General features: G+C 37.5%; 24 protein-coding genes, 6 tRNA genes, 1 rRNA gene and 3 pseudogenes. 5 read left to right on the top strand and 29 right to left on the bottom strand.

All coding sequences use genetic code 11. From position 1 onward, the window contains the following. Positions 1-26 precede the first annotated feature (26 nt). From WAX74_RS13325 to WAX74_RS21020, 5 genes and pseudogenes are all read right to left on the bottom strand, one after another. Complete coding sequence (locus WAX74_RS13325) at positions 27-1460, bottom strand: GntP family permease (protein ID WP_336498160.1); 1434 nt, start codon at positions 1458-1460, stop codon at positions 27-29. 159 nt (positions 1461-1619) lie between these two features. Then, a pseudogene (locus WAX74_RS21025) lies at positions 1620-1996 on the bottom strand (GGDEF domain-containing protein). A gap of 77 nt (positions 1997-2073) precedes the next feature. Further along, positions 2074-2358 carry a hypothetical protein gene (locus WAX74_RS13320; protein WP_336498254.1) on the bottom strand — a complete coding sequence of 95 codons (285 nt, stop codon included), beginning with the start codon at positions 2356-2358 and terminating at the stop codon, positions 2074-2076. 6 nt (positions 2359-2364) lie between these two features. After that, the gene (locus tag WAX74_RS13315) at positions 2365-2526 is read right to left on the bottom strand and encodes a PAS domain-containing protein (protein ID WP_336498159.1); all 162 of its coding nucleotides are present in this window, start codon (positions 2524-2526) and stop codon (positions 2365-2367) included. A gap of 34 nt (positions 2527-2560) precedes the next feature. Further along, positions 2561-2770, bottom strand: coding sequence for a PAS domain S-box protein (locus WAX74_RS21020; RefSeq protein ID WP_413788969.1), 210 nt, complete (start codon positions 2768-2770; stop codon positions 2561-2563). Positions 2771-3018: 248 nt separating this feature from the next. Between WAX74_RS21020 and WAX74_RS13310 the strand changes: the two genes are divergently transcribed. Genes WAX74_RS13310 through WAX74_RS13300 form a run of 3 tightly spaced genes read left to right on the top strand, consistent with a single transcriptional unit; the run spans position 3019 to position 6106 of the window. Continuing rightward, positions 3019-4305 (top strand): GntP family permease, encoded by a 1287-nt coding sequence (locus tag WAX74_RS13310; protein WP_336498158.1) that lies wholly within the window; start codon positions 3019-3021, stop codon positions 4303-4305. Between the two features lie 40 nt (positions 4306-4345). Then, positions 4346-5122 (top strand): 3-hydroxybutyrate dehydrogenase, encoded by a 777-nt coding sequence (locus WAX74_RS13305; RefSeq protein WP_336498157.1) that lies wholly within the window; start codon positions 4346-4348, stop codon positions 5120-5122. Between the two features lie 39 nt (positions 5123-5161). Continuing rightward, complete coding sequence (locus WAX74_RS13300) at positions 5162-6106, top strand: 3-hydroxyacyl-CoA dehydrogenase family protein (protein WP_336498156.1); 945 nt, start codon at positions 5162-5164, stop codon at positions 6104-6106. Positions 6107-6405: 299 nt separating this feature from the next. Here WAX74_RS13300 and WAX74_RS13295 read toward each other — a convergent pair whose 3' ends face one another. From WAX74_RS13295 to WAX74_RS13215, 17 genes and pseudogenes are all read right to left on the bottom strand, one after another. Continuing rightward, on the bottom strand, positions 6406-6720 hold the full coding sequence (locus WAX74_RS13295; RefSeq protein ID WP_336498155.1) for an ArsR/SmtB family transcription factor: 315 nt from the start codon (positions 6718-6720) through the stop codon (positions 6406-6408). A 71-nt stretch (positions 6721-6791) separates the two neighbouring features. Beyond that, a complete protein-coding gene (locus WAX74_RS13290; RefSeq protein WP_336498154.1) occupies positions 6792-7736 on the bottom strand; it encodes a cation diffusion facilitator family transporter in 945 nt (314 codons plus the stop codon). A gap of 768 nt (positions 7737-8504) precedes the next feature. Next, positions 8505-8651 (bottom strand): hypothetical protein, encoded by a 147-nt coding sequence (locus WAX74_RS13285; RefSeq protein ID WP_336498153.1) that lies wholly within the window; start codon positions 8649-8651, stop codon positions 8505-8507. Positions 8652-9194: 543 nt separating this feature from the next. Then, a pseudogene (locus tag WAX74_RS13280) lies at positions 9195-9413 on the bottom strand (dihydrofolate reductase family protein); the annotation flags it as partial. Positions 9414-9431: 18 nt separating this feature from the next. Then, a complete protein-coding gene (locus tag WAX74_RS13275) occupies positions 9432-9905 on the bottom strand; it encodes a GNAT family N-acetyltransferase (RefSeq protein ID WP_336498152.1) in 474 nt (157 codons plus the stop codon). A 211-nt stretch (positions 9906-10116) separates the two neighbouring features. Further along, a pseudogene (locus tag WAX74_RS13270) lies at positions 10117-10591 on the bottom strand (TnsA endonuclease N-terminal domain-containing protein); the annotation flags it as partial. A 189-nt stretch (positions 10592-10780) separates the two neighbouring features. Continuing rightward, complete coding sequence (gene glmS, locus WAX74_RS13265; protein WP_336498151.1) at positions 10781-12583, bottom strand: glutamine--fructose-6-phosphate transaminase (isomerizing); 1803 nt, start codon at positions 12581-12583, stop codon at positions 10781-10783. Between the two features lie 709 nt (positions 12584-13292). Then, positions 13293-14897: a gamma-glutamyltransferase family protein gene (locus WAX74_RS13260; protein WP_336498150.1), complete on the bottom strand. Its 1605-nt coding sequence runs from the start codon at positions 14895-14897 to the stop codon at positions 13293-13295. A 123-nt stretch (positions 14898-15020) separates the two neighbouring features. Beyond that, positions 15021-15536 (bottom strand): type 1 glutamine amidotransferase domain-containing protein, encoded by a 516-nt coding sequence (locus WAX74_RS13255; RefSeq protein ID WP_336498149.1) that lies wholly within the window; start codon positions 15534-15536, stop codon positions 15021-15023. A gap of 127 nt (positions 15537-15663) precedes the next feature. After that, positions 15664-17016 (bottom strand): phosphoglucosamine mutase, encoded by a 1353-nt coding sequence (glmM, locus tag WAX74_RS13250; protein ID WP_336498148.1) that lies wholly within the window; start codon positions 17014-17016, stop codon positions 15664-15666. A gap of 36 nt (positions 17017-17052) precedes the next feature. Next, the gene (locus WAX74_RS13245) at positions 17053-18339 is read right to left on the bottom strand and encodes a CdaR family protein (protein ID WP_336498147.1); all 1287 of its coding nucleotides are present in this window, start codon (positions 18337-18339) and stop codon (positions 17053-17055) included. Next, entirely contained in the window at positions 18332-19168 is an 837-nt protein-coding gene (cdaA, locus tag WAX74_RS13240; RefSeq protein WP_336498146.1) for a diadenylate cyclase CdaA, read from the bottom strand. Before cdaA ends, WAX74_RS13245 begins: the two co-directional genes overlap by 8 nt. A 265-nt stretch (positions 19169-19433) precedes the next feature. Next, entirely contained in the window at positions 19434-20063 is a 630-nt protein-coding gene (locus WAX74_RS13235; RefSeq protein WP_336498145.1) for a zf-HC2 domain-containing protein, read from the bottom strand. Between the two features lie 15 nt (positions 20064-20078). Next, positions 20079-20651 carry an RNA polymerase sigma factor SigW gene (gene sigW / locus WAX74_RS13230; RefSeq protein WP_336498144.1) on the bottom strand — a complete coding sequence of 191 codons (573 nt, stop codon included), beginning with the start codon at positions 20649-20651 and terminating at the stop codon, positions 20079-20081. A 162-nt stretch (positions 20652-20813) separates the two neighbouring features. Continuing rightward, positions 20814-21713: an arginase gene (gene rocF / locus WAX74_RS13225; protein WP_336498143.1), complete on the bottom strand. Its 900-nt coding sequence runs from the start codon at positions 21711-21713 to the stop codon at positions 20814-20816. A gap of 70 nt (positions 21714-21783) precedes the next feature. Further along, positions 21784-22365 (bottom strand): GNAT family N-acetyltransferase, encoded by a 582-nt coding sequence (locus WAX74_RS13220; protein ID WP_336498142.1) that lies wholly within the window; start codon positions 22363-22365, stop codon positions 21784-21786. Between the two features lie 56 nt (positions 22366-22421). After that, entirely contained in the window at positions 22422-23513 is a 1092-nt protein-coding gene (locus tag WAX74_RS13215) for a citrate synthase/methylcitrate synthase (protein WP_336498141.1), read from the bottom strand. A 107-nt stretch (positions 23514-23620) separates the two neighbouring features. Here WAX74_RS13215 and WAX74_RS13210 point away from each other — a divergent pair, with 107 nt between their 5' ends. Both WAX74_RS13210 and WAX74_RS13205 read left to right on the top strand, forming a co-directional pair. Continuing rightward, a complete protein-coding gene (locus tag WAX74_RS13210) occupies positions 23621-24502 on the top strand; it encodes a LysR family transcriptional regulator (RefSeq protein WP_336498140.1) in 882 nt (293 codons plus the stop codon). A 21-nt stretch (positions 24503-24523) separates the two neighbouring features. Beyond that, a complete protein-coding gene (locus WAX74_RS13205) occupies positions 24524-25069 on the top strand; it encodes a histidine phosphatase family protein (RefSeq protein WP_336498139.1) in 546 nt (181 codons plus the stop codon). A gap of 51 nt (positions 25070-25120) precedes the next feature. Here WAX74_RS13205 and WAX74_RS13200 read toward each other — a convergent pair. From WAX74_RS13200 to rrf, 7 genes are all read right to left on the bottom strand, one after another. Next, a tRNA-Ala gene (locus tag WAX74_RS13200) sits at positions 25121-25193 on the bottom strand. A 21-nt stretch (positions 25194-25214) separates the two neighbouring features. Further along, a tRNA-Gln gene (locus tag WAX74_RS13195) sits at positions 25215-25289 on the bottom strand. A gap of 6 nt (positions 25290-25295) precedes the next feature. Continuing rightward, a tRNA-Tyr gene (locus WAX74_RS13190) sits at positions 25296-25379 on the bottom strand. 21 nt (positions 25380-25400) lie between these two features. Next, positions 25401-25476: transfer RNA gene (locus tag WAX74_RS13185), tRNA-Val, on the bottom strand. Positions 25477-25612: 136 nt separating this feature from the next. Further along, a tRNA-Thr gene (locus tag WAX74_RS13180) sits at positions 25613-25685 on the bottom strand. A 13-nt stretch (positions 25686-25698) separates the two neighbouring features. Beyond that, a tRNA-Asn gene (locus WAX74_RS13175) sits at positions 25699-25773 on the bottom strand. Positions 25774-26442: 669 nt separating this feature from the next. Next, positions 26443-26526 (bottom strand): 5S ribosomal RNA (gene rrf / locus WAX74_RS13170); the annotation flags it as partial.

Here is a 26526-nt window from a genome sequence, read left to right as displayed (position 1 = left end):
ATAGGATTTTTAAGTGATATGAACGCTTATATAATGCCGAACCATGTATAGAGTGCGATTACGACAAATACAGATAATGTTTTAATGATCGTAATGGCAAAAATGTCCTTATAAGATTGTTTATGTGTTAATCCAGTTACAGCAAGCAGTGTGATGACAGCTCCGTTATGCGGAAGAGTATCCATACCACCTGATGCCATGGATACAACACGGTGCATCACTTCGGGAGAAATATTGGCTGCCGCAATGGCTTGGTTGTACTTTTCACCCATGGCAGCCAACGCTATCCCCATACCTCCTGAAGCCGATCCAGTGATCCCGGCAAGTGTACTTGTTGTAAATGCTCCGTTAACCAAAGGGTTAGTAAATACACCGGAGATTCCATCACTGATTTTCGTGAATCCTGGTAGTGCAGCAATAATACCTCCAAATCCATACTCGGATCCTGTATTCATAACTGCAAGCAAGGAACCGCCGATACTTTTATTTAACCCTTCTTTTATTCCATTCGTAACTTTTTTCCAGTCATAGAGCAAGGCCGTAATAATCCCTACCACCAAAGCAATTTCAACTGACCAAATCGCTACATTAGAAGCCACATCAATCGAATACTCATCTAATCCAATAGCCGAAAAATCAAAGCCGTTTGGATACCATTCAGGTATAGCTTTTGTAAGATAGTTATTCATAACAGCGACAAGTACAAGTGGAACAAACGCCAAAATTCTTCTAGCTATCGAATCTTTTAAATTTAATGTTGGCTTAGGATCTTTTTCCTCTTGATCCTGATTAGGAGTATCTTCATATTCCTCTGGGAATCCATAATATCCTTCACCCTTACGCATAGCTTGTCTCTTTCTGAATTCAAGATAGAAAAGCCCAACAATCAAGACCGCAATAGCTCCGATAATTCCCAAAATGGGAGCTGCGTATATATCTGTCCCAAAAAACGTTGTAGGAATAACGTTTTGAATTTGTGGAGTGCCTGGTAATGCATCCATTGTAAAAGTAAAAGCCCCTAATGCAATAGTGGCAGGCATTAATCGTTTTGGAATATCAGCCTGTTTAAATAATTGAACAGCAAACGGATAGATCGCGAATACGGCTACAAATAAACTAACACCACTATATGTCAAGATTGCACCAAGTAAAACAATCGTCAACATTGCTTGTTTTGCACCTATCAAGCGTACAATTGTTTTAGCGATAGACTCTGCGATACCTGACATTTCAATGATTTTGCCGAAGATTGCTCCTAATAGAAAGACTGGGAAATAACTTTTAATGAAACCTACCATCTTCTCCATGAATACTCCGGAATAGAAAGGTAAAATATTAGCTGGATCTATTATAGCCACTGCTAACAATGCAAATATCGGTGCAAATAATATAACTGAATAACCTCGGTAGGCTGTATACATTAATCCGCCTAGAGCGAGTAAAATGATGAAAAAATCCATTCTTATTCCTCCTTATATTTAGAATTCAAATATCTTTAATTCGAGATAAATATATTCTTTCTTCACATTATTGTCAAATATTATTTATTAAAATGTAATAACTTCTATAAGTCTAAATAAAATACTGAAATCCCATCCTGTTTAGGATAGGGCTATTTTTTATACTTGATTGGTAAATATCATGTATCGGTTCTTTTCTTCTTTTGCTTGATATAGTGCGAAATTAGCATTACGTATCAGCTGTTTTGTACTATCAGCATGATTCGGGAATACGGCAACTCCCATACTGGAAGTTGCATGGATTTCAATTTCCTGAATAACGTTAGATCTACGGAAATTTTCTTGAAGCCGAATAAGCAATTCAATTAGACGGTTCTTGTCTGTAACTCTTAGTATAACGATAAATTCATCACCGCCGATACGACCACCACATCTGTTGAACGGATTATATCTACAATTCTTGATGGGAATTTTACTAATAGATTGTCGCCTATTTCATGACCATGACTATCGTTGATTGATTTAATATCATCCAATCGACTTAAAGCAGTGCAAAATGTGGCCTTTCATTTTGTACTCAATAAACGTCCGATTTAACATGTTCATTAATGATCTACGATTGGTCAATCCTGTTAACGGATCTTGGTAAGTCATTACTTCCAAAAATTTCATATTTCTTTTTATCTGTCACATCATGGATAATTGCTTGTATTACCGGCTTGTGGTTATATATAACGGATTGCTGTAATTTCCCCCAACATTCTGTTACATCCCCCTTACGTAATTTCTGTATAAATGGCTCTGGTTCAATTTTCTTGCCCTCCCTGAAAATCATAATAAAATCAGAATCCAAATCATTTGAGTCAGAGTTTACAAATTCCCAAATTGATTTCCCAATTACCTCTTAAGAACTCTTTCCGCCCATTAGTTCTATTGCGTATGGATTGGTAAATGAAATGCCACCATCACTATGAACAATGATTGCAACAGGAGAATGTTCAAATAAGAGTCGATAACAATAATCATTTTCCCTTAATTTCACTTCCTCCGTTACATTCTTATACATGGTAACAGCTAATATTCAATTCTTATTAACAGCTCTATAGGAAGCAAATACATAAATTAAATTTCCGTCTTTTGTTTTTCGGTTGTATCATAATTTGGGATATCCTGTCCCTTGTTAAAGCTTTGTAATTGTTGCTGGTGCTGTTTAACAGTAAATTCCTGGGGTAAAGAATGGTGGCCGAACGTCCCAGAATTTCATTTAGTTCATATCCCACTAATTCAGTAAAGGCCCGATTAACATTCAATAAAGACCATCAACAAGATTATTCGGTCAGACCTTATAATGTCTTATTTCAAAAATGGGGCAACCTCATTTGTGTCGAATTTAAAACAATTTCGTTGACATTGTGTGAAAAAGGTAATAAGATAATCTCGAATTTAATAATCTTGAATTCGAGACATTTGAAAATGAAGGATGTGAATTTATAAGTCGAATTTTTGACCTGATCACTACACACATATAAATGACAACATAGAAAAGGAGTGATTTCGAATGTTAAGTATCGTGATTGGCTTAGTAATGCTGATGGCTTTAGCCTATCTCGGGTGGTCCATCCTATGGGTAGCCCCACTGGCAGCTGGAGTTGTTGCACTATTAAGCGGTTTAGATGTATTTGACACATATACAGGTCCTTATATGGAAGGTTTAGTTGGCTTCGTTAAGAGTTGGTTCCCGATCTTCTTATTAGGTGCCGTATTCGGAAAATTAATGGAAAAGACAGGAGCTGCAAAATCTGTAGCCCAAAAAGTAACACAATTAATTGGGAAAAAACGTGCCGTTCTTGGCGTTTTAATAGCCGCTGCAGTCTTGACTTATGGTGGCGTAAGCTTGTTCGTCGTGGTGTTTGCAATCTATCCGATTGCGCTTGAATTATTTCGTGAAGCAAATATCTCAAGAAAATTGCTTGTACCGACATTTGCTCTTGGTGCCTTTACATTCACCATGACTTCTGTTCCAGGTACACCGCAAATTCAAAACTTGATTCCGATGGAACATTTCGGAACAACACCAATGGCAGGTCCTGTCATCGGGATTGTCACTACCTTAATCATGGCAGTTGGTGGTTATCTCTGGTTAGCATACCGAGCGAAGAAACTATCTGCGATAGGTGAGGGTTTTACAGAACCTTCCGATCAAGTAGCTAACGAAGAAATAACGGATGAAAAAGTCCCGAACTGGTTTCTGTCTCTACTTCCACTTCTCATTGTGGTCGTATTGCTTAACATTGTGAAGATGGAAGCTCTTTGGTCCCTTTTAATCGGGGTTCTGAGCATTATGATATTGAATGCGAAGGATTACAAACAGTTTATTCCTTCCATTAATGACGGGGCAAAAGGTTCCGTAATGGCGATCCTCAATACGAGTGCTGCCGTCGGTTTCGGTGCCGTCATTGCCATAGTCCCAGCCTTTGAAGATATTACGACTTGGTTGTTAAATATATCCGATAACCCGTTAGTTGCGGAAGGTCTTGCCGTTCAAATCATGGCAATCATCACTGGATCTGCTTCTGGTGGTATGGGTATTGCGTTAGGTACGCTTGGAAATACATTCGTTGAGCTTTCCCAAACAACAGGCATCAGCCCTGAAGTGTTCCACAGAATTGCTTCTGTGGCATCTGGCGCGTCGATCTTCCCTAATAATGGGGCATTATTAACGCTTGTTGCCGTAACTGGATTAAGCCTGAAGGCTACTTATAAGGATGTATTCATAGTTGCTTTTCTCATTCCGACCTTCGCATTGCTTGTAGGTATTATTATGGGCGCAATCGGTTTGGTATAAATAATCAATTAAACTAAAAATACTATTGGAGGTTTTATAAATGGTTGAAAATAAAGTTGTTTTAATTACTGGTTCTGCACGTGGTATTGGATTTGAAATAGGTAAACACTTCGCTCAAAATGGTGCGAAAGTAGTTCTTTCCGACATTAATGAGGAAGGTGTAAAAGCAGCTGCTGAAGAATTAAAAAACCTCGGTTTTGAATCTATCGGTGTGAAAGCAGATGTGACTAGCGAAGAAGATCTTCAAAATTTAGTAAAAGTAACGAAAGATACTTATGGATCAGTGGATATTCTTATTAACAACGCTGGTTTGCAACATGTATCACCTATCGAAGAATTCCCAACAGCGAAATTTGAATTGATGCAAAAAATCATGTTGGTAGCTCCATTTGTTCTTATTAAGAACGTATTCCCAATCATGAAAGAACAAGGATGGGGACGTATTATCAATATCGCTTCCATCAACGGTTTGATTGGATTTGCAGGAAAAGCAGCTTACAATAGCGCAAAACATGGTGTGATTGGATTAACAAAAGTTGCAGCATTAGAAGGCGCTCGCGATGGTATTACTGTAAATGCTCTTGCTCCAGGATATGTTGATACTCCACTTGTTCGTGGACAAATTGCTGACTTAGCAAAAACTCGTAATATCCCTGAAGAAAGAGCACTTGAAGAAGTCATTCTTGCTCAAGTACCACAAAAGAAACTATTAGACGTTAGCGAAATTGCAGACTACGCTTTGTTCTTAGCAAGTGATAAAGCAAAAAGTGTTACAGGACAAGCAGTTGTAATTGATGGCGGTTATACTGCTCAATAATTGGAATACCGAATTTAGGACAATAAGGAGGAGTTTATAATGGCAGAGAAAGTTACAGTATTAGGCGCTGGTACTATGGGACATGGAATTGTACAGCTGTATGCACAAGCTGGTTATGAAGTATATATGTATGATATTAAAGATGAGTTCTTGGAAAGAGCCATTTCACGAATCTCAGATAATTTGGATATGTTAATCCAAGAAAATTCCATCACAACATCTGATAAAGAAAATACATTAAATCGAATTTCTACTACTACTGATTTAAGAGAAGCGGTTAACGGAACACGATTTGTCACTGAAGCAGTATCTGAAAATCTAACTATTAAATTTGACTTATTCAAACAGTTAGAGGAAGTCGTAGAGGCCAATACAATTATTGCTTCTAATACATCTACGTTTTCGATACAACAACTATCTGAGGGTGTCCAAAAGAAAGACCGTCTAATTATTACTCACTTCTTCAATCCGGCACATTTAGTTCCACTTGTAGAAGTCGTTAAAGGACCAGAAACTTCGCAAGATATCATTGATCGTACAGTAGAAGTTTTGAGAAATATCGGCAAGAAACCAGTTGTCTTGAAAAAAGATATCCCTGGACTAATCGGCAACCGTCTACAAGCTGCATTAGTTCGTGAAGCATTTTATTTGTTGGATCAAGGCGTTGCGGAAGCTGAAGATATAGATTTGGCTATTACTGCTGGACCAGGGTTCAGATGGGCATTCATCGGTCCATTAGAAACAGCAGACTTTGGAGGATTAGACATCTGGAAGAGTGTAGTTGAAAACCTTGCACCTGTATTGTCCAAAGAAGAAAAAATCCCGCAATTTGTTGAAGAAAAAGTTCAAAGCGGAAATCTTGGAACAAAAACAGGAAATGGCTTATTCACTTATGCCGACAATGACGAAGTTCAAAGAAGAATTACAGAACGAGATGAAAACTTCATTCGATTGGCTAATATTAAAAATAATAACAAAAAATAAAATAAAATTAATATAGATTGCCACGTTGAATCACTGTTTAGCGGTTTCAACTAAATCAGGACATCCAATAATCATTCTTATTGGGTGTCTTTTTTGGTTAAATCAACGTCTAAACTTTAGACCACTTAAGTCATTTAAATTTTTTTGGAAGAAAAGAAGCGAAAAAAGTTTCAAAAGTCCATTTGCACAAGAAGTCTCGGTAGTAAATGAAATAATAAAAATACAAAAATAGAGTTGCTCAAAAAAATATGAGACAACTCTATTTCATTTCCAGATAGAATTTTATAAATCTTATTGGATTAATGTTTTGCATGATCAATTGCCTGATGTAACAGATTCATGATATGGTCATCATCGCTTGTATAATACAGGGTCGTTCCTTCACGTCTAAACTTAACTAAACGTAAATTTTTCAAAAAGCGGAGCTGATGAGATACCGTGGACTGCCCTAAATTGAGTGCCTCTGCAATATCGTTCACAGAATGCTCATCGCAGCAAAGTAAGTTTAATATACGAATACGCGTTGGATCACATAGCGCTTTAAACGTCTGGGATACAACAAATAGAGTTTCTTCATCTAACTCATGTGTCTTAGTTTGTACTTCTTCCCGCATCCTTTACACCTCCAGTTATAAACTATCCTTTTGGTTCACTGTTTTAATATTGGTAGGCATTCTTCATCTAATTAGTGGTGGTGTGCATGTGAATCAGATCCATCTGCTTTAGCAGTACATAAAACGGAAGTATCATGTTTATGGGCAGCCGTTTCTAATTGAATTGTCACATGCTGAATATGCTTATGTTCTAAATCATGCTCTATTTTACGTAGTATTTTTTCGCCTTCTGCAATCGTCATTTGTTCCTCAACCACCACATGACAAGAAAGTGCATTCAAACCACTTGTAATAGACCAAATGTGTAAATCATGAACACCTATGATTCCCTTTGTATGCTCAATTATCTTAACTATGTCGTCTACATTTACATTTTGAGGCGTACCCTCCATCAGCACATGTAACGATGCTTTCGTTACATAGTAGCCACTGCGTAAAACAAGTGCTGCGACAATGACACTTGCTAATGGATCTGCCCACCCCCAGCCAAAGAACATGATGAGCAAGGCTGCAATAATAGCACCGACAGAGCCCAACATATCGCTAATCACGTGAAGAAATGCTCCGCGCATATTTAAATTCTCTTTCGTATCACTGCCTCGCATCATAATCCAAGCTACAAGGATATTTACCGCTAAACCAATACTACTAATAACAAGCATACCGTTTGTAGCGACTTCTGGAGAATTCATAAAACGTTGAATTGCCTCATAAAAAATAAAGAGCGCAATTAATATAAGCGTCACGCCATTTAAGACGGCTGCTAAAATTTCAAAACGTTTATAGCCATAGGTTTTACTAGCATTTGCTGCTTTTTCACTAAATGTGAATGCTAATAAGGCAATTCCAAGAGAAACGGCATCGCTTAGCATATGCCCTGCATCAGAAAGAAGAGCAAGACTATTTGTAATATAACCCCCCACAGCTTCTACAATCATATAGCTGGTAATGATTAAAAACGAAATCAGTAGCACTTTCTTATTTGCACCATGTGCATGGTTATGACTATCGGCCATAAAAATCCCTCCATCAAACTTTCACTAGTGACCAAAAAAACTAATATATGATTATATATTCATATATTGATAATATAGTTCTTGTTATTGTATGTCAATTATTAAAAAGAGATAATATTAAAAATTTAATTTCAGTTACCTTAAATTAATTGTCGGTAAAGTCTATTCCAATCATCAAAATATTTTTGAAAAATCATCTACAGAAGTAATTATTCTCTTGAAGTATAAAAATTTTGTCGCAAGAACAATTATGTATGGGTAGGACTATTATTAGGTGGTTTTTTTATTTTATTTTAGAAATATCCCAATATAATTTACAAGCAAAATAAAAGAACTGGTTAGTATATCTAACCAGTTCTTATGTCACGTGAGGTTTCGAATAAAGTCTGATAAACAGTCGCTAAAACCGTTGATTATATAATAGAAGAAACTCATGCATTTTGGAAAAAATTTTGATTAAAATGTGGTTTTAATTTATTTCTAAAAATAATATTTTGTAAAAAAGATTGGTAATACTCTTTGCTTTTAAATTGCTATAGTAATTTCTCAATCTAAAGAAAATTGCTCTCTTATATTTATTACATCATCTGCCTATACGAACACAAATATAAATCAGATAACAAATAGTATTCTCATTCATTTCTATCCAAAGCTAACCGGATTTGTAACCGATTAGCTTTCAGACAAATATTAGGCTTCAAATGTTTGGCTATCTAGGTGTTAATAAAGATTACTCATCAATCCATGAAACATTTGTACATAAAATTTTTAGCGATTAAATATGCTACTAACAACTGCAAATAATTGACTACCTGCAATAGCTAAAAATGCCGCTAATGCCATTAACGCTAAATCCAATTCGTAGCATTTACAAATCCAGCTGCAAATTTCACCCGTAAGAATGGCACCAGCCATAAGTAAAACAAATAGACTAGGGGCAATCCTAATTTTAATAGGTGTCTTAGCTGCTGAAATCAGTTTTAAAAAGCCCTTTATGAGAAAGAGATTCAACAAACCAGTTGACGGCTCTGAAGCCTAGCTTACTATCTCAATAGAAAAAGGGATGCACTGAGGAATATAAATTCTTCAATGCATTACGCTAATGGTATTTTTAGTTAATAGAAGATATTACCCTTTTTGTAGGGCAGGTGTTACCATACCATTTTACAATAAATCAACCTTTACCTTTAACATAGCCTATTTTGTCTTCGAGCAGATACAACAAGAATTGTAGCTTTGAAATAAAGTTTGATCAAAAATGTTAAAGTATTAGACAGAATGTGTTTATCCCAAGCGGCTTTTCAAATTATAAAACCTCCAGACTTCAAAAAATAAGTACTAGACTGACACCAAAAATAGAAACAGCGGCAGCCTTGGACGAGAAAATAAAGTCCTAGACTGCAACTGTTTTATTGAACTATCGTACTCGATAGCGTAATCTACTTTAGGGAGACAAGGTCATCTAACCGTCTGGTAAATGAGACCTATGGCCCCAGAATCAAAGGTTGTGTTTTCGATAAGTTTAAGATTGATCTTGTCCTTGAGACCTTGGAATAACGGCAACCCGCTGCCGATCAGGACGGGAGAAAACGTAATTTTATACTCATCTATTAAATCAAGTTGCATAAGGTAGTGTGCGAACCTAGGACTGCCGACGTGTGTTATTCTATTAAAGCACCCTACTTTTAGATTTCTTTAATTGAGGGTAAGAATAAACTCCTCCACATCTTCGCCACGTGCATTGGAAAACCCGCTGTCCTCACCAGAAATCGTGAATCCACATTTCTCTAGAACCTTGAGGGATCCAGCATTGTCTTTCGCGGCACGAGCATAAAGGGGGCGAATTGTAACGTAATTTAGAAATTCCCGTAAAGCGTTGGTTGCGATTCCCTTGCCCCAATATTCCTTTCCAATCCAAAAGCTAACCTCTGGTTCTCCGAACTGCTCGAAACGTGAAATATGCCCAACCACGTTATTTTCGACAATGATCGTCTGCTTAATAATATCCTTATCCGTAAGAATTTTGTACCAGTGTGTAGTGAAGCTATCCCAATCATTGGGTTCCTTACTCGTAAAGGCAGCCATATTGTTTGCTTCACTGTTCTGTTGGTGCTTGAAAAAAATAGGAAGGTCATCCCCAATCACATTCCGAAGTATTATGTTACTCATCAAACTCCCCCTTTGTCGTTTACTTTACTTTAGAGAACATACGTTCCTGTTTCAATAAAGTTTTGGAATACTAAATCCGTTTTATGAACAAAAATATATTCTGATCAATCCACTTTGATTTGCCAATAATAATCCTTTCCCTTATTCTATTAACTGGCCAGATTGTGGAGTAATGTTATGTTATTTTTTACCAAAAGGACCTTTAGACAAAGATATTCAAAGGGGTAAAACGGTGCAACTTCCAATTGATGCCTTTACGCTCCCAATATTCCCGCTCAATCTCAAACTTTTCTAACACTCGCTCATCCAATAACTTTTCCTTCATTTTAATTGTTCGAGCAAACTCAAATACTCCCTGCCCTTTATCTACCGTTAAACAAGAAGTCCGTTGTCATCACAATTGACTCTCCCGTTTTCGGATCAGTTGGATGCTTTATCCCTAATTCTTCTGCAATTAAAATCGTCTCTTCTTGTGGTAATAAAGGAAATTGTTCTCGAATATCAATAACTACATCTGAAAATACAGTTAAATAAAAGTAGTTTCGTTCCAAATCTGATAAAAATTCATGCTGTCTGCTTGTCTTAATACTTTTTAGTCTCGTTGATCGACCTATTGAGGAAACGTCTTGAATCTTTAACCAAAGCTGATGGTCCACTCCTATTCCTGCACCACGACCTTGTTTAATCCATTTTTCAACTTCAGATGTTCTCTTCTTTTGGACATAAAAACACCCCTTTGGCTAATCATAACCAAAGGGGTGAAGCATCACAACTTTTTTACAAACGTCCCGACTTTATTCAAAACATCGTATCTTTTTTATAAACATCGCAACTTTATTTCAAAGCTACAAGAATTAATTTTCATTTATTTTAATTTATTCCACCGTTACAGATTTCGCCAAGTTTCTTGGTTTATCAACGTCACAGCCTCTGTGTAGAGCTGCGTAGTAGCTGATTAGTTGAAGTGGGATTACAGCTACTAGTGGAGCTAAGAGCTCGTTTACTTTTGGAAGAATGAATCGATCTCCTTCTTCTTCAAAGCCTTCCATAGCAATGATGCATGGGTTGGCACCACGTGCTACTACTTCTTTTACGTTTCCGCGAATATTTAAACTAACAGCTTGTTGAGTTGCAAGGGCGATAATCGGTGTACCATCTTCGATTAGAGCGATGGTACCGTGTTTTAATTCTCCACCTGCAAAACCTTCTGCTTGAATATATGAAATTTCTTTTAGTTTTAGTGCACCTTCAAGACTTACGTAGAAATCGATGTTACGTCCGATGAAGAATGCATTTCGAGTTGTTGCTAAGAATTCTGTTGCGATTTCTTCCATTTCTTCTTTGGAATCGACAATTGTTTGGACAGCATTTGCTGCAATACCTAATTCTTTGACAACATCAAAGTCTAATTCTCTGTTTTGGGATTGTGCATATACAGATGCTGTTACCATTAATACCGCAACTTGTGCAACATATGCTTTTGTTGATGCAACCGCAATTTCAGGACCAGCATGAAGTAGTAACGTATGGTCTGCTTCACGAGATAGGGTTGATCCAGGAACATTAGTCATTGTAATCGTTGGGTACCCTTTTTCTTTTATTTTCACAAGTACTTGTCTACTGTCTGCAGTTTCACCTGATTGCGTGATAAACATAAATATTGGTTTTGCTGATAGAAGTGGCATGTTGTAGCCGAATTCACTAGAAATATGCACTTCTACTGGAATACCTGCAACCTTCTCAAAGTATTCTTTCCCAATCAATCCTGCATGATAGCTTGTTCCTGCTGCGATAATGTAAAGACGATCTGCTTCATGTAGTGCATCTAAAATAGATTGGTCGATTGTAAGTTCGTCTTGTTCGTTTTGATACGCTTGTATTATTTTACGGATAACAGCTGGCTGTTCATCCATTTCTTTTAACATATAGTGAGGATATGTCCCTTTTTCAATATCGCTCATGTCTAGTTCTGCTTTGTATGGAGCACGTTCTACTTTTGTTCCATCTAGCTTTTGAATTTCTACAGAATCTTTATGCACGATCACGATTTCTTGATCATGTAGCTCTACATAGTGCTCTGTCACTTGTAGCATTGCCATAGCATCAGAAGCTACTACGTTAAATCCATCTCCTAATCCTACAAGTAGTGGTGATTTATTTTTTGCTACATAAATCGTGTTTTGATCTTCTCTATCAATAAGAGCAATTGCATATGATCCGTGAATTAGATGCAATGTTTTTCTAAGCGCATCTACAGTAGATAAACCATCTTGTGAAAATTTTTCAATAAGTTGTACAATCACTTCTGTATCCGTGTCAGATTCCATTTTTACATTGGATAAATACGCTTTTTTCATAAGGTGGTAGTTTTCAATAACACCATTGTGCACTAAAGTAAAACGTTTAGTTGTACTTTGATGAGGATGCGCGTTTAGTTGATTTGGAACACCGTGAGTAGCCCATCGTGTATGACCAATTCCAAGTTTTGCGCCTACTTCTTCATCTACAATGTCACGTAAGTCTGCAATACGTCCTTTTTCTTTAAAAACGACTACGCCCTCTTCATTCAACACAGCGATTCCCGCTGAGTCATAACCGCGGTACTCTAATTTTTCTAAACCTTTTAATAAAATTTCCTTTGTATCTGTTTCACCAATATATCCTACAATTCCACACATAATTTAATTTCCTCCGTTTACATTCATGTCAAAATAAACTTGCTTCAGACTGTTGAGAAACGCTCACATTCTTCGTTACTTGTACCTCGTTGTAAGCTCATGAACTATAAGTTCTATACGCTTCCGCCTCGTACAAAGTGTGGGCCCACAAGATGTGGGTCATGTAACTGTTGCGACATGGATGTCGCGAACTTAGGTTACCTCGACTGACAAGCATTTTCAATCAGTCTAAAGCTCCACATTCAATTGAAGAATTTTTCTACAAAGTCTTAACCAAACTCATTAAGCTAAGAATGCCTTCTTTTTCCCTCTGTCATACAATCACTTGTATGGTTTATGAAAAAGAATAACAACCGGGCAAATACGGTCGGGAGGCATCCGCCGAAAATTCGATAACCTCCACCTCGTCTGCTGAAGATCTGTTTCGTCCAATTTCTTCAGCTCAGGCGCTATAATTGTTTTCCTTATTTTTACGCGTTTACTTTCCCTCCATATCTACGCGGGTACAGAAACGATTAGGTTTTCTAAGTCTGCACCTTAATTATAATACTTAACTTACATTTGATAGTCAATTAAGTACCTCTATCTATATATGCTATAAATCGATATTTTGCTATGCAAAAGAGCCTTATTTCAGTGACTCTTTTGCATAGCGGGTTGATAGAACTATGCACAAAAAAGGTTCAAACGAATCAAATAAACTACTAATCTACCAAACGGCAATGGATCCATCTGTTCGAGATTCCGTTCCGCCTTGAAGGACTCCTGTTTCTGGGTTTCTCCAAATAATTTGCCCACGTCCGAAAGATCCTGTGTCGGATGCTACATTTATGTCATGGCCTTTCCTTATTAAGCTTTGAACAAGATAGTTCGGAAATTCTGGTTCTACGTGGACAGTTTTTCCTTTTATCCACTGCCAGCGTGGCATATCAAGGGCTGCTTGTGGATTCAATAAATAATCGATTGTATTCGTCACTACTTGAAAATGCCCCTGTGGCTGCATATACCCACCCATTACTCCAAATGCCCCAACTGCTTGACCATCTTTCGTTAAGAATCCAGGAATAATCGTATGATATGTTCGTTTCCCAGGCTCAATTAAGTTAGGGTGAGATTCATTTAATGAAAAGTCATGTCCTCTATTTTGCAATGCAATTCCAGTCCCAGGCACTACAATACCTGAGCCAAACCCCATGTAGTTGCTTTGTATGTATGAAACCATGTTCCCTTCTTCGTCAGCAGTTGCCAAATAAACAGTTCCACCTTTAGGTAGTTCATACGGTTCAGGATTGCTTGCTTCATCCAAAATAGTTGCTGCTCGTGATTTAGCGTATTCATTCGATAATAAATGTTCTATTTTTACAGGCATAGCATTTGGATCGGTAATGAACGCTTTACCATCTGTGAAAGCCAGCTTCATCGCTTCGATTTGCTCGTGGAGGATATTTGCGTTTTGCCACTCTGGGTTATTTAGTTGCTTATATATATTTAAAGCCATAAGAGTTATCATACCCTGCCCATTCGGTGGAATTTCCCACACATCATACCCTTTATAAATCGTTGAAATAGGTTCTACAAATTCAGGTTTGAATGATGCTAAATCTTCTTTTGATAAGAAACCTCCGTGCTTTTTCATGAACGCATCTATATTATTTGCAATCTCACCTTCATAGAAGTCACGTGCATTTGATGCACCAATAGCTATTAATGTTTTAGCAAGATCTGGAGAAGACCATATTTCTCCGATTTCAGGAGCTCTTCCATTTGGTGCAAACGTCTCAAACCAAGCTGCAAATTCCTCTGTCGTAAATGTGTTTTTATACCTCTTATATGCTGCTTTCCAGTACTTACCGAGGATCGGAGTTAAAGGATAGCCTTCCTCCGCATATCGGATTGCCGGGATGAGCACTTCTTGAAGTGGGAGTTTCCCATATTTAATGGATAACTCTGCCCATGCTGCCGGGACACCGGGAACCGTAATAGGAATAACACCAAAAGCAGGAATAGTTTCATGGCCCTTGTCTCGAATTGCTTCTGCAGAAATGGACTGTGGAGCTGGTCCAGATGCATTTAAACCATGTAATTTGTCTTTTGTCCATACGAGAGCAAATGCATCTCCGCCAATACCGTTGGATGTCGGTTCTACTACTGTCAATGCTGCAGCTGTAGCTATGGCTGCATCAATAGCATTTCCACCTTTTTGAAGAATCTCCAAACCCGCTTGTGCTGCTAGTGGTTGCGATGTCGCAACCATTCCTTTTTTAGAGAAAACAGTATGACGCTTTGCTTGAAACGGATGATATAAATAATCCATAAGAGGTCCCCTTTATTTTTAGCAATAAATTATTATAATATATTTAACAAAGGGAATCTATATGAATATTCTAATAATTTAAAAATAAAGAGAGACATTCTTTTAAGAATGTCTCTCACCGATTTAATACTTCAACAATTTCACAATTTCTCTGTTGAATGCTGGTAAATCATCTGGTGTTCGACTTGTTACGAGTTGATTTCCACAAACAAATACTTCCTCATCGTGGAAATTAGCGCCTGCATTTTCTAAATCGACCTTAATCGATTTATACCCTGTAGCGTCTCGTCCCTCTAATGTTTTAGCTGTAATAAGAAGCTGTGGACCATGGCAAATTGCGAATACTGGTTTTTTAGCATCCATAAACGCTTTAGCAAAATTTACAAAGCGATCGTCTGCACGTAAGATGTCCGGGGAAAATCCGCCTGGAATAAATAGTGCATCAAAATCTTCCGGCTTCACATCATCAATACCATAGTCCACCTTTAAATTCGCTTCACCTTGTTTACCTGTCACTTCATTTCCAGCTTGTTTTTCAATAATAAATACATCATGACCTGCATCGTTTAATGCTTGTGCAGGACTAGTATATTCCACGTCTTCAAACATATTTGTAACTAATGTTGCTACTTTAGCCATTTCGTCACTCCTTATCTGTTTTGTTCTCTCTTGTTATTCCACAAAAGTATCTAAACTAAACATTCAAATAAGATTATTCTATAAAGAGAAATAAAAAAATCCGACATAATGTCGGATTTTCATACTATTATTCAGCTAAACCCATTTCGTCTTTTACCACTTCAACGATTCGGTTTACATATTTTTCGCATTCCTCTTCAGTTGCTGCTTCTACCATTACACGTACAAGCGGCTCCGTCCCAGATGGACGAACTAAAACACGGCCATTGCCTGCCATCTCTGCTTCCACTTCACTTATAATTGTAGCTACTTTTTCATTTTGCGTTACAGCATGTTTGTCAGTTACGCGAACATTTACAAGTTTTTGTGGGTATATCGTCATTTCAGAAGCAAGTTCTGAAAGTTTTTTCCCTGTAATTTTCATAATGTTTACAAGCTGTAAACCAGTTAACAAGCCATCACCTGTCGTGTTATAGTCTAAAAACACGATGTGCCCTGACTGTTCCCCGCCTAGGTTATAGCTATTCTTTTTCATTTCTTCTACAACGTAACGATCTCCAACAGCTGTTTTCACACTAGTCATTTCGTGTGTTTCTAGTGCTTTATAAAAGCCCATATTACTCATAACTGTTGAAACAACCGTGTTGTTATTTAAACGACCTTGTGTATTTAAATGCTTTGCACAAATATACATAATTTGATCGCCGTCTACAATATTCCCTTTTTCGTCTACCGCAATTAGTCGGTCTCCATCCCCATCAAAAGCAAGTCCAACATGCGCTCCCTTTTCTAGCACAAATTTCGACAGCTCTTCAGGATGTGTAGATCCTACACCATCGTTTATATTCAAACCATTTGGTGATGCACCCATTGTGGATAAATCCGCCTCTAAGTCAGCAAAAACATGAGTAGCAAGTGAGGAAGTTGCACCATTTGCACAATCTAACGCTACGTGAAGGCCAATAAATTCTTCATCGACTGTTTGTTTTAAGTATTGGATATATTTTTGTCCGCCTTCAAAATAATCAGATACAGATCCAACACCTGCTCCAGTCGGACGTGGTAGCTCGTCATTCTCTGCATCTAGTAAAAGTTCAATTTCTTCTTCTTGTTCATCGGAAAGTTTAAAACCATCTGAACCAAAAAATTTAATACCATTATCTGCAACCGGGTTGTGAGATGCTGAAATCATTACTCCTGCATCAGCACTCATTACTCGTGTTAAGTAAGCAACCCCTGGTGTACTTATTACACCGAGACGCATTACTTCTACTCCAACAGAAAGAAGTCCAGCCACAAGAGCACCTTCTAACATATGACCAGATACGCGAGTATCACGCCCAATTAAAACCTTCGCACGATTTTCTGCTCCTTTTGTTAGTACATATCCACCAAAGCGGCCTAATTTAAAAGCAAGTTCCGGTGTTAGTTCTGAGTTTGCTACTCCTCTCACACCATCTGTTCCAAAGTATTTTCCCATTAATCTTCTCTCCTTAAAAACCTGTTGTCCTGCGTATTAAGCTTCTTTAACTGTTATCTTTACCTCAGACGCAGACATTTCCCATTGAACATCTGTAGGGGCATCCATTTTTATCGGAAAAGTATTCTCCCCTACTTTTGCATTTTGTGCTTCTACATAAAGTGCAATATTGCTCTTATTTATTTTATCTAATTCTTCCCGTGTTCCTTTTGCTGTCACAGTAACTAAACCGTTTGTCGGAGTTTTAAAATCACTCGCTAGTTCATCGGAGAGTCCTCTAACTTCTACTGCCACTTGCTCAAAAGATTTTTCACTGTCAGTAGGAACAGATTCTTCTTTTGTTTCCTCTTCTGCTGGTGGTGATTCTGCTGGCGGTTCTGTTACTGGAGCAGGTGTCACATCTGCAGTAACCTTGATTTTGTCGAGTGACATCCTTGTAACCCCGTCTGGTATCGCTAACTTCACGTCAAGATCACCAGATTTTTCAAGTTTACTTATATCAACATCGACAGTCAACTGATTAAATCTATCCAGTATATTGCGTGGACCAAACAGCCGAATAGTTTCGACATTAGTAGTTAACCCGTTAATCGTCACATCTTGCTTCGGAGAACCCTTTTGCCTTAATACAATCGGGACTTCCTTGCTATGTTCTTCTATATTTACTTTTACTTGTACCTGTTTAGGATCTACTATCACATCTAGTTTGTTTAAATCACGATCCAGAACTCTAACACTTGCTTCTTTATCAAAGGATTTTGTAATTCCTGGATCTCCAACAATAGTTGCTTTTACATAGCCTATGCTATTTATGATACTTTTTGCACCAGTAATTGTAACCATTTTTGGTTCAACCTCATAGGACTTAACGATGTAATTTTCTGCTAACAACCCTTCATTCATTTCCGGGTCTACTCTGAATTCCTTAGATATTTTCTCTTCAATATTTACATCTACATAAACAGGATCTATTCGAACCTTTAATTTATCTGAAAAATTTTCACTTGAAATAGCCACTCTGTGCTCTCCATAGGTTAACTTCCGTAAATCAATAAACAATTTATAGTCCTTCATCATTTTAGCGGATAATACTACTTGTGTCGGACCTTCTATATTTACTGTAACTGTTTCTGGAACTCCAGTTACGACTGAGTTTTCATCATCATAATATACTTCAACTGGTACGTCTCGAAGTACATCTATTTGGGTTCCACTTGTGCTCGAACTTGTACCCTCCCCTGTTTTAACGGAAACAAATAACAGAACGGCTAAAGTTAATGCTATTATTCGTAAGAACCATGGACTATCCATCATTCTATCCATTTTGTTTCCCCCTCCACAACCATTTAGAAGAAGTTACTGATTCCTCCGTTGGTCCAAACCAAAGTCTCTTCAAATGTGCTTCGAATTCTTCCACGGATAAATTTCTATGGAGATCACCATTCGATGTCAAACTTACTGCTCCTGTTTCTTCTGAAACAACAATCGTTATCGCATCTGTTACTTCACTTAAGCCGATAGCAGCACGGTGTCTTGTTCCAAGCTCCTTCGATATAAATGGACTTTCAGATAATGGTAAATAACAAGCGGCAGAAGCTATTTTGTTTTTTTGCACGATTACTGCTCCATCATGCAACGGGGTATTAGGAATGAAAATATTAATCAATAACTCGGAAGTGATGTTCGCATTTAATGGGATACCAGTCTCAATGTAGTCTGATAAACCAGTTTCTCTTTCAATAGATATTAAAGCTCCAATTCGACGCTTTGCCATATAACTAACTGACTTGGTCATCGCAGTAATAAGACGACTTTGCTCCTCTTCTTCTTGCAGAGAGCTTCTTGCAAACAGTTTACCTCTACCAATTTGCTCCAACGCTCTTCTAATTTCTGGCTGGAAAATAACAATAATAGCAAAAAATCCAATACTAATTACATTTTCAAGCAACCAACCTAGCGTATCCATGCCTAAAAAGTCTGTTACGACACGAGCGATAATAATGACAAAAATTCCTTTTAATAATTGAACTGCTTTCGTTCCTTTTATCAAAGTTATTATTTTATATATAACGAACCAAACGAATAATACATCTAAAATGTTTACAATAACGTTTACTGGCATTAAATCCGTAAATTGCTCCATAAACGACATGTGGCATCCCCCACTCTTCATAACAAATCCATACTCTGTAAGTATAACATGATAATGAACATTCCGCCTTTATGAAGCAAAAAAGTCTACCAAAATTAAGGTAGACTCAGATTGTAGAAAAACTCAAAAAACGAGTAGTCTACAGTTATTTATTTTATATAGGATCCCGCAGGATTCGAGCGGACGCTTCTCCATTCCAATAAAATGTCTTCAATTTGTGCCTACCTAAAATAAGGTAGACTTCAATTGGAAACGTCATTAAAAATTATTTAGTTTCTTCCTTTTCAAAAAATGATACTACCTGCTTACCCGCATCTTTTATATGAAACCAAAGCCAATCAAACACTTCATTTATTTCCTCAGTTTTCCCTGTGATATTTGCTGTAGATGCCATATATTTAGAACCGTTAATAATGGTTAAGTTTCCATCCAGTTCACCGTCAATTTGAACATCTCCATTTTTCACAACAAGATCACCTTTCACGACTTGTCCTTTAGGAATTACAATTGTTTCTCCTTCTACAACCACATTTTCTTGCTTGGTAAAAGAGAACTGCTGCTCCTCATTGAAGTTAGTAAATAGTGCACTACTCATAAATAAGCAGAACAATGCTGCTGCAGTAAGAATGGGATGTTGTCTCAACCATCTACTAACACCAGCATGAGATTTTTCTTTTGGAAGTTTTGCCATAACTGCATTGGTAAAATTAGTTGGTGCCTCTACACGAGCAGCTCCCTTTACGAACGCTACAACATCGCTTAGCTCATGCATATGAGCCTGACAATCCACGCATGACTGCAAATGAGATTTCAGTTCAAGCTCATGTTCACGGCTAATTTCACCATCTAAATATTCATGCATAAAGTGAACAATTCGCTCTGGACATGCATTCATCGTGTTTCCCTCCTATTAAAAATTAGGCTGTTTACTTAGCTGTTTTCTAAGTGCTTCTCGACCTCTATGAATTCTTGTTTTAACTGTCCCAAGTGGTAATTCTAATATTTCACTTATTTCTTGTAAAGATAATTCTTCCATATATTTCAGCACGATTGCTGATCGATATTTATCTGGCAATCGACTTATTTCATATTGTATTCGATCCTGCAACTCGAGCTTCATCAATTCTTCTTCTGGAAGTTCTTCTGATGCCGCAATTTGTGAATACATATTAAGTCCTTCTGTACCTGCAACTTCTGCATCTAAATGATAATCTGGCTTTTTTTTACGAATACGATCAATACATAAATTAGTAGCAATCCTATACAGCCAAGTGGAAAATTTTCTTTTTTGATCAAATGTGTGAATGTTAATATAGGCTCTTACAAAAGCTTCTTGTGCAATATCTTCAGCTTCATGACGATTCCCTAACATACGATAACAAACTTGAAAGAGTTTACTCTGATACAGGTCAACAATCTCCGCGAATGCGTCTTTGTCACCTTTTAACACTTGTTTTATTCGCTTATTCACCAACGCATCCATCGTGATTCCCCTCCGCTCCATGCGGCTGTCTTACCTATACGATTAAAGGTAGTAACAGGTTTCATTTATTTTTTCTTTATTTTAATTTTATCAAAAAATCTTCCAATTGTGGGTTTATTTTAAAAAAAGAAAAGCAGACACCTAAATGTCTGCTTTTCAACTCTATAAAAGACTTTCTCCAAACAATGATCCCATAAGGGCAACCGCAACGTCTGCAGTTTTATTTTTCTCATCAAGAATGGGATTTACTTCTACAAACTCAGCTGAAGTAATTAAGTTTGATGAATAAAGCATCTCCATAGCTAAATGACTTTCACGATAAGTAATTCCCCCAGGAACTGGAGTACCAACACCTGGCGTGTATATTGGGTCTATTCCATCTAGGTCTAGCGATAGATGAACACCATCCACTTCTCGCTTTTGGAAATACTCTATGGTTTGTTCCATCACTTTCGTCATTCCAAGCTTGTCTATTTCATGCATAGAGAAAACTTTAATGCCTTTTTCTTTAATCAATTCTCGTTCACCAGGATCGACGGAGCGTGCACCAATAATTACTACGTTTTCAGGTTTTAGCTTAGGAGTGTAAGAGCGAATTTTCACTAAGTCAGTATGTCCTAACCCAAGGCTTACAGCTAATGGCATCCCGTGTATATTTCCTGACGGAGAAGTTTCTTCGGTATTTAAATCTGCATGTGCATCGTACCAAATTACTCCAAGATTTTTATATTTATCTGCTAAACCTGCTATAGTTCCAATGGCAATGCTATGATCCCCACCAAGAACTAAAGGATAATCCCCTTCTGCAAGAATTTCCTTCACTTCATTTGCAAGCTTTGTATTCCCCTCAACTACCTCTTCTAAGTTACGTAGCTTTGTATTTTTTGATATTTCTTTTCTTCCTATTACTATATCGCCTTTATCATTTACCGTATGGCCTAGTGCTTTTAATCGTTCAATCGCTCCTGCGTAACGAATAGCGCTCGGTCCCATATCGACACCTCGTCTATTTTGGCCAAGATCCATCGGTACACCTACAATAGATATATTTAATTTATTCATGAATTTATACCCCCTGCTTTTTATACACCTATTGTAAATCCTAAAGGGGTGTTGGCTCAACCAAGCAAAATCACGAATATTTATTCATAAGCTGAACAAGATGTTTTTTTACTTCTTCCCATTCACTATCGATGATTGAGTAGACAACCGCATTTCTTACAGTTCCATTAGAACGTAAGCGCTCATTACGTAAAACGCCTTCTTTCACTCCACCTATTCGTTCTATAGCACGTTGAGACTTCACATTTAATTCATCCGTTTTAAATTGAACTCGAATCATTCCAAGATTTTCAAAGCAATGTTTTAATAATAGATATTTGCATGTCGTATTAACATGTGTACGTTGAAAATTTTGACCGTAGAAAGTTGAACCAATTTCACATGCATGATTTATTGGATCAATTCCATATATACGTGTCGTTCCTATAATTTCTTTTGTGTCTGTTTGTTGTACCACAAATGCAAGCGCGGTTTTGGCAATGTTCATTTGTTGGATTCCTACTTGTAGCCAGCGCTCTAGCTGTTCATAGTTTTCTACTTTATTCAACATAAATTCAAAGATTTTGGGGTTATATAACTCCCATAAATGTTGTATATCACTTTGTTCTAATGGACGTAATGTCACATCTCCAAATACAATTACTTCTGCCAAATCCAACACCTCACTTTTCTTTTATCATAATAGAAAAAGTGAGGTGTTGAAAAGAATTATTTTTCCGATATATCTCCTACATACAGAGATTGTGGTCGAAAGATAGATGCATCCTCCACCTGTTCTATGACATGAGCACTCCAACCTACCATACGTGCCATGCTAAAAGTTGGAGTAAATAAAACCGAAGGCATGTCGATTGAACGCATAATGGCTGCTGCATAAAATTCTACATTCGTATACAGGTTTCTCCCTGGCTTGTATTTTTCTAAAAGTGAAGTAATCTCTTTTTCGGCCATTGTCGCCAAATCTAGCCATGGATCAGAGCCTTGTAAACGGACACACGCTTCCCTTAGCAAAATAGATCGAGGATCCTCGGTTTTATAAATACGATGTCCAAACCCCATGACTTTTTCTCCCTTTTTTAGCTTTTCTTCGATAACTACTCGTATTCTGGATTCCTCTTTTATTTCCTCAAGCAAATTTAAAACTTCTGCAGGGGCTCCTCCATGCAAAGGGCCTTTCATTGTACCAATGGCAGAGGTGAGCGCTGCAGGTAAATCAGATTCTGTCGAGATAGTCACTCTCGCTGCAAAGGTAGACGCATTTAATCCATGCTCCATCGTTAGCTTTAAATAAGTTTCCAGTGCTTCTACCTGTGCTAAGGATGGAGAAGTCCCTTGAAGCATCCATAAATAATTTTCTGTATGCGAAAAATCACTGTTCTGCTCAATTATTGGAAGTTCCTGTTGATTTCGGTAGTGCCTTGCAATTATTACTGGCAGAGCTCCTGTTAAGTGAATTGCTTGCTCCATTGTGTCTTTTTCTAAAAATCCGGTTGTACCAAATGCAGATATTGCTGTTCTCATGGCATCCATAATGGAAGCCGTTGATGGTAGAGTATCAATGATTGTTTGGACATATTCCGGCAGTGTTCTTCCTTTTATGAGTTTATTAGTAAAGAGCTGTAGTTCATTTTCTGAAGGTAAATTGTTATATAGTAAAAAGTAGGCAACTTCTTCAAATGAATAATCCAGTACCAATTCTTTCACATCCACACCGCGGTATCTCAGTATTCCATTATCACCATCGACCAAACCAACTTTTGTATGCACCGCTACTACACCTTTTAATCCTTTTTGAAACATATTCATACCCCTTCCTTTTCTTTTAGTATAATAAAGTAATATAATTATGAAAATTAAATAATTTGAATAAAGTTAATTATGATTATTAATTAAAAGGAGAGTTTCTAGTGGAATATCAATGGTTGAAGACTTTTGTTGTAGCAGCTGAAACATGCAATTTTAGAAAAGCATCCGAAATCTTACTAATTTCTCAGCCAGGCGTAACGGTTCATATAAAATTATTAGAGGAATATTTAGGGATCCCTCTATTTGATCGAATGAACAAGCGCGTAAGCCTTTCCGATGCTGGGAAAATGTTTTATCAAGAAGCAGTCCTGCTCACAAAAAGTTTGGAGAAAAGTGTGCATCGATTACATGCTTTTTCAGAAGGATATACCCATAAGTGGAATATTGCCATTTCTCCTCTAATGGCTGAAACTATCTTACCTTACATATTACGCTCCTTTATGGACAAACATCCAAACTTAGAAGTATCTATAAGAGTAGAAGAATCAAGTACAATTGAAGAACTAGTATGGCAAGGAGATGTTCATATCGGTATTTCTGCATTAGATGCAACAAGGAAAGAAATACAATCTGTCGAGCTCTTTGAAGATCCTATTTTATTCGTCGTTCCTTCCGATGGATATGACGAGGAATCAGGACCCATCGTGAACCCATATGAATACTTATCTCGCAATTACTTATTCACTCATCACCATCCGGTTTATTGGGATACTCTTCTATTACAACTACGTAAGCAAGTAATTAACATGCGTACAATGAGAGTAACCCAAGCCCATATAGTAAAACGCTTTATTCAAGAAGGACTCGGTATTTCATTTCTTCCACAATCCATTATTAAAAGAGAGTTAATCGAAGGACGTGTTATGAATGTACCTTTCGATTTATTTCCTCTTCCAAAAGTAAAAACATATTTATTACTAAAAAATAGAGGAGGTCTCGAGCAGGAATTTATAGAAAAAATATCTAATTACTATTTTGGATAATTAATTTTACGAGGTGAATAAATGAAAAAAAATATATTTTTGATTAGACATTGCCAAGCGGAAGGACAGGAAGCAGATGCACCCCTAACTGAAAAAGGGTATAATCAAGCGATAGAACTATCTAGCTTCTTGAATAACATTACTGTCGACCAAATTATTTCAAGCCCGTATTTAAGAGCTCGACAATCAATTGAACCGTTTGCCAAGGTTAGGGAATTAGAAATACAGGCGGATAAACGTTTGTCAGAGCGAATATTAAGCGCAAATTATCTGCCAGATTGGCTTTATAAGTTAAAAGAAACATTTTACGATATGAACTTAAAATTAGAAGGCGGCGAAGCAAGTAGCGAAGCACAAGCAAGAATAGTGAATGTAATAGAGGAAGTTTTAGTGAGTGATATAGAAAATACGATTATAGTGACACATGGAAATATTATGTCCTTACTATTGAAGCACTACCAAGATGATTTTGGCTTCGAGCAATGGAAGAGTTTAAGCAATCCAGATGTATTCCTACTGCAATTCGCCAATGATGAATATACGATCCACCGAATTTGGAAAGATTAGTGGAACATAAAAAAAGTATTCCATATGAATGGAATACCTTTTTCTTTATGATGGAGCCTAGCGGGATCGAACCGCTGACCTCCTGCGTGCAAGGCAGGCGCTCTCCCAGCTGAGCTAAGGCCCCGTAGATAAAACAAAACAGTGTTGGCTGGGGTACCTGGATTCGAACCAGGGCATGACGGAATCAAAATCCGTTGCCTTACCGCTTGGCTATACCCCAATAAACTGGTGGAGGGGGACGGATTCGAACCGCCGAACCCTAAGGAGCGGATTTACAGTCCGCCGCGTTTAGCCACTTCGCTACCCCTCCAAAGCTATATGAAAAATTAAATGGTGGAGGATGACGGGCTCGAACCGCCGACCCTCTGCTTGTAAGGCAGATGCTCTCCCAGCTGAGCTAATCCTCCTGGGTTATAATATCACAATAAGCAGCGCATCTCTGCGTCAACTATTGTCGTTCTTTCAGTCAAAACTGGACAAGAATAATAGTAACATATTTGTACTTCTAAGACAAGTAGTTCATAAAAGTCTACTCCACGTGTAAGCTTCCAAGCGGATTCGAACCGCTGACCTCTTCCTTACCATGGAAGCACTCTACCTACTGAGCTATGGAAGCATAGACAAAAAAATGGCTCCGAAGGTAGGACTCGAACCTACGACCGATCGGTTAACAGCCGATTGCTCTACCACTGAGCTACTTCGGAACGTCATGATTTTTAAAGTACAAATATAATTATAACAATACTTTTTGAAATTTCAAGTCTATATTTAATAACTTTATCACAATTTTTTAACGTACAATAAATTATTTTCTAACAAATAAATTTGGTACATATTATTTTAGTGAGATGAGGAGATTTGTTATTTATGATTTGCTGGTATAGGTTAAACCGGGTTAAGAGAATACAGTTACTGGCAGATCGAGACTAATTTTACACAAACCAAGACCAATTTAGTCAGAATAGAGACCAAATTTTCTTAATTCGAGTCCATTTTAGATGATACCGAGACCATTCTAAAAATAAACTCGTTTTTTCAGTAAAATTATGGATAAGGGAGACTAGTTCTCCTGTGAGAGCAACCAAAATCATTGTATAAGCGACTTAACAAAATAGAAAGCAACCAACTCTACCGAGAGAGCAACCATTTCTCACAGGAAGAGTATACTTCATCTGAGATCCCACAGTCTATCTTAAATAGAATCAAAAATATCTCGCGTTATATCATACGCTGTGAGTCTCTCTTCCTTGCTTCCTCGAACTTTGCTCCTCTACTTTCTCGCATACATATATACCAACTTATCGATTTGCCTTCGACCTGTTTTTCTTGAACAAAAAAAGCCGCCACCGATTACTCGGTAACGACTTCTTGGTGCCCAGCGACGTCCTACTCTCACAGGGGGAGACCCCCAACTACCATCGGCGCTGAAGAGCTTAACTTCCGTGTTCGGTATGGGA

It is taken from the genome of Psychrobacillus mangrovi, from assembly GCF_037104765.1.
In the GTDB taxonomy this organism is placed as follows: domain Bacteria; phylum Bacillota; class Bacilli; order Bacillales_A; family Planococcaceae; genus Psychrobacillus; species Psychrobacillus mangrovi.
This window is presented reverse-complemented; position numbering and strand designations above follow the sequence as displayed.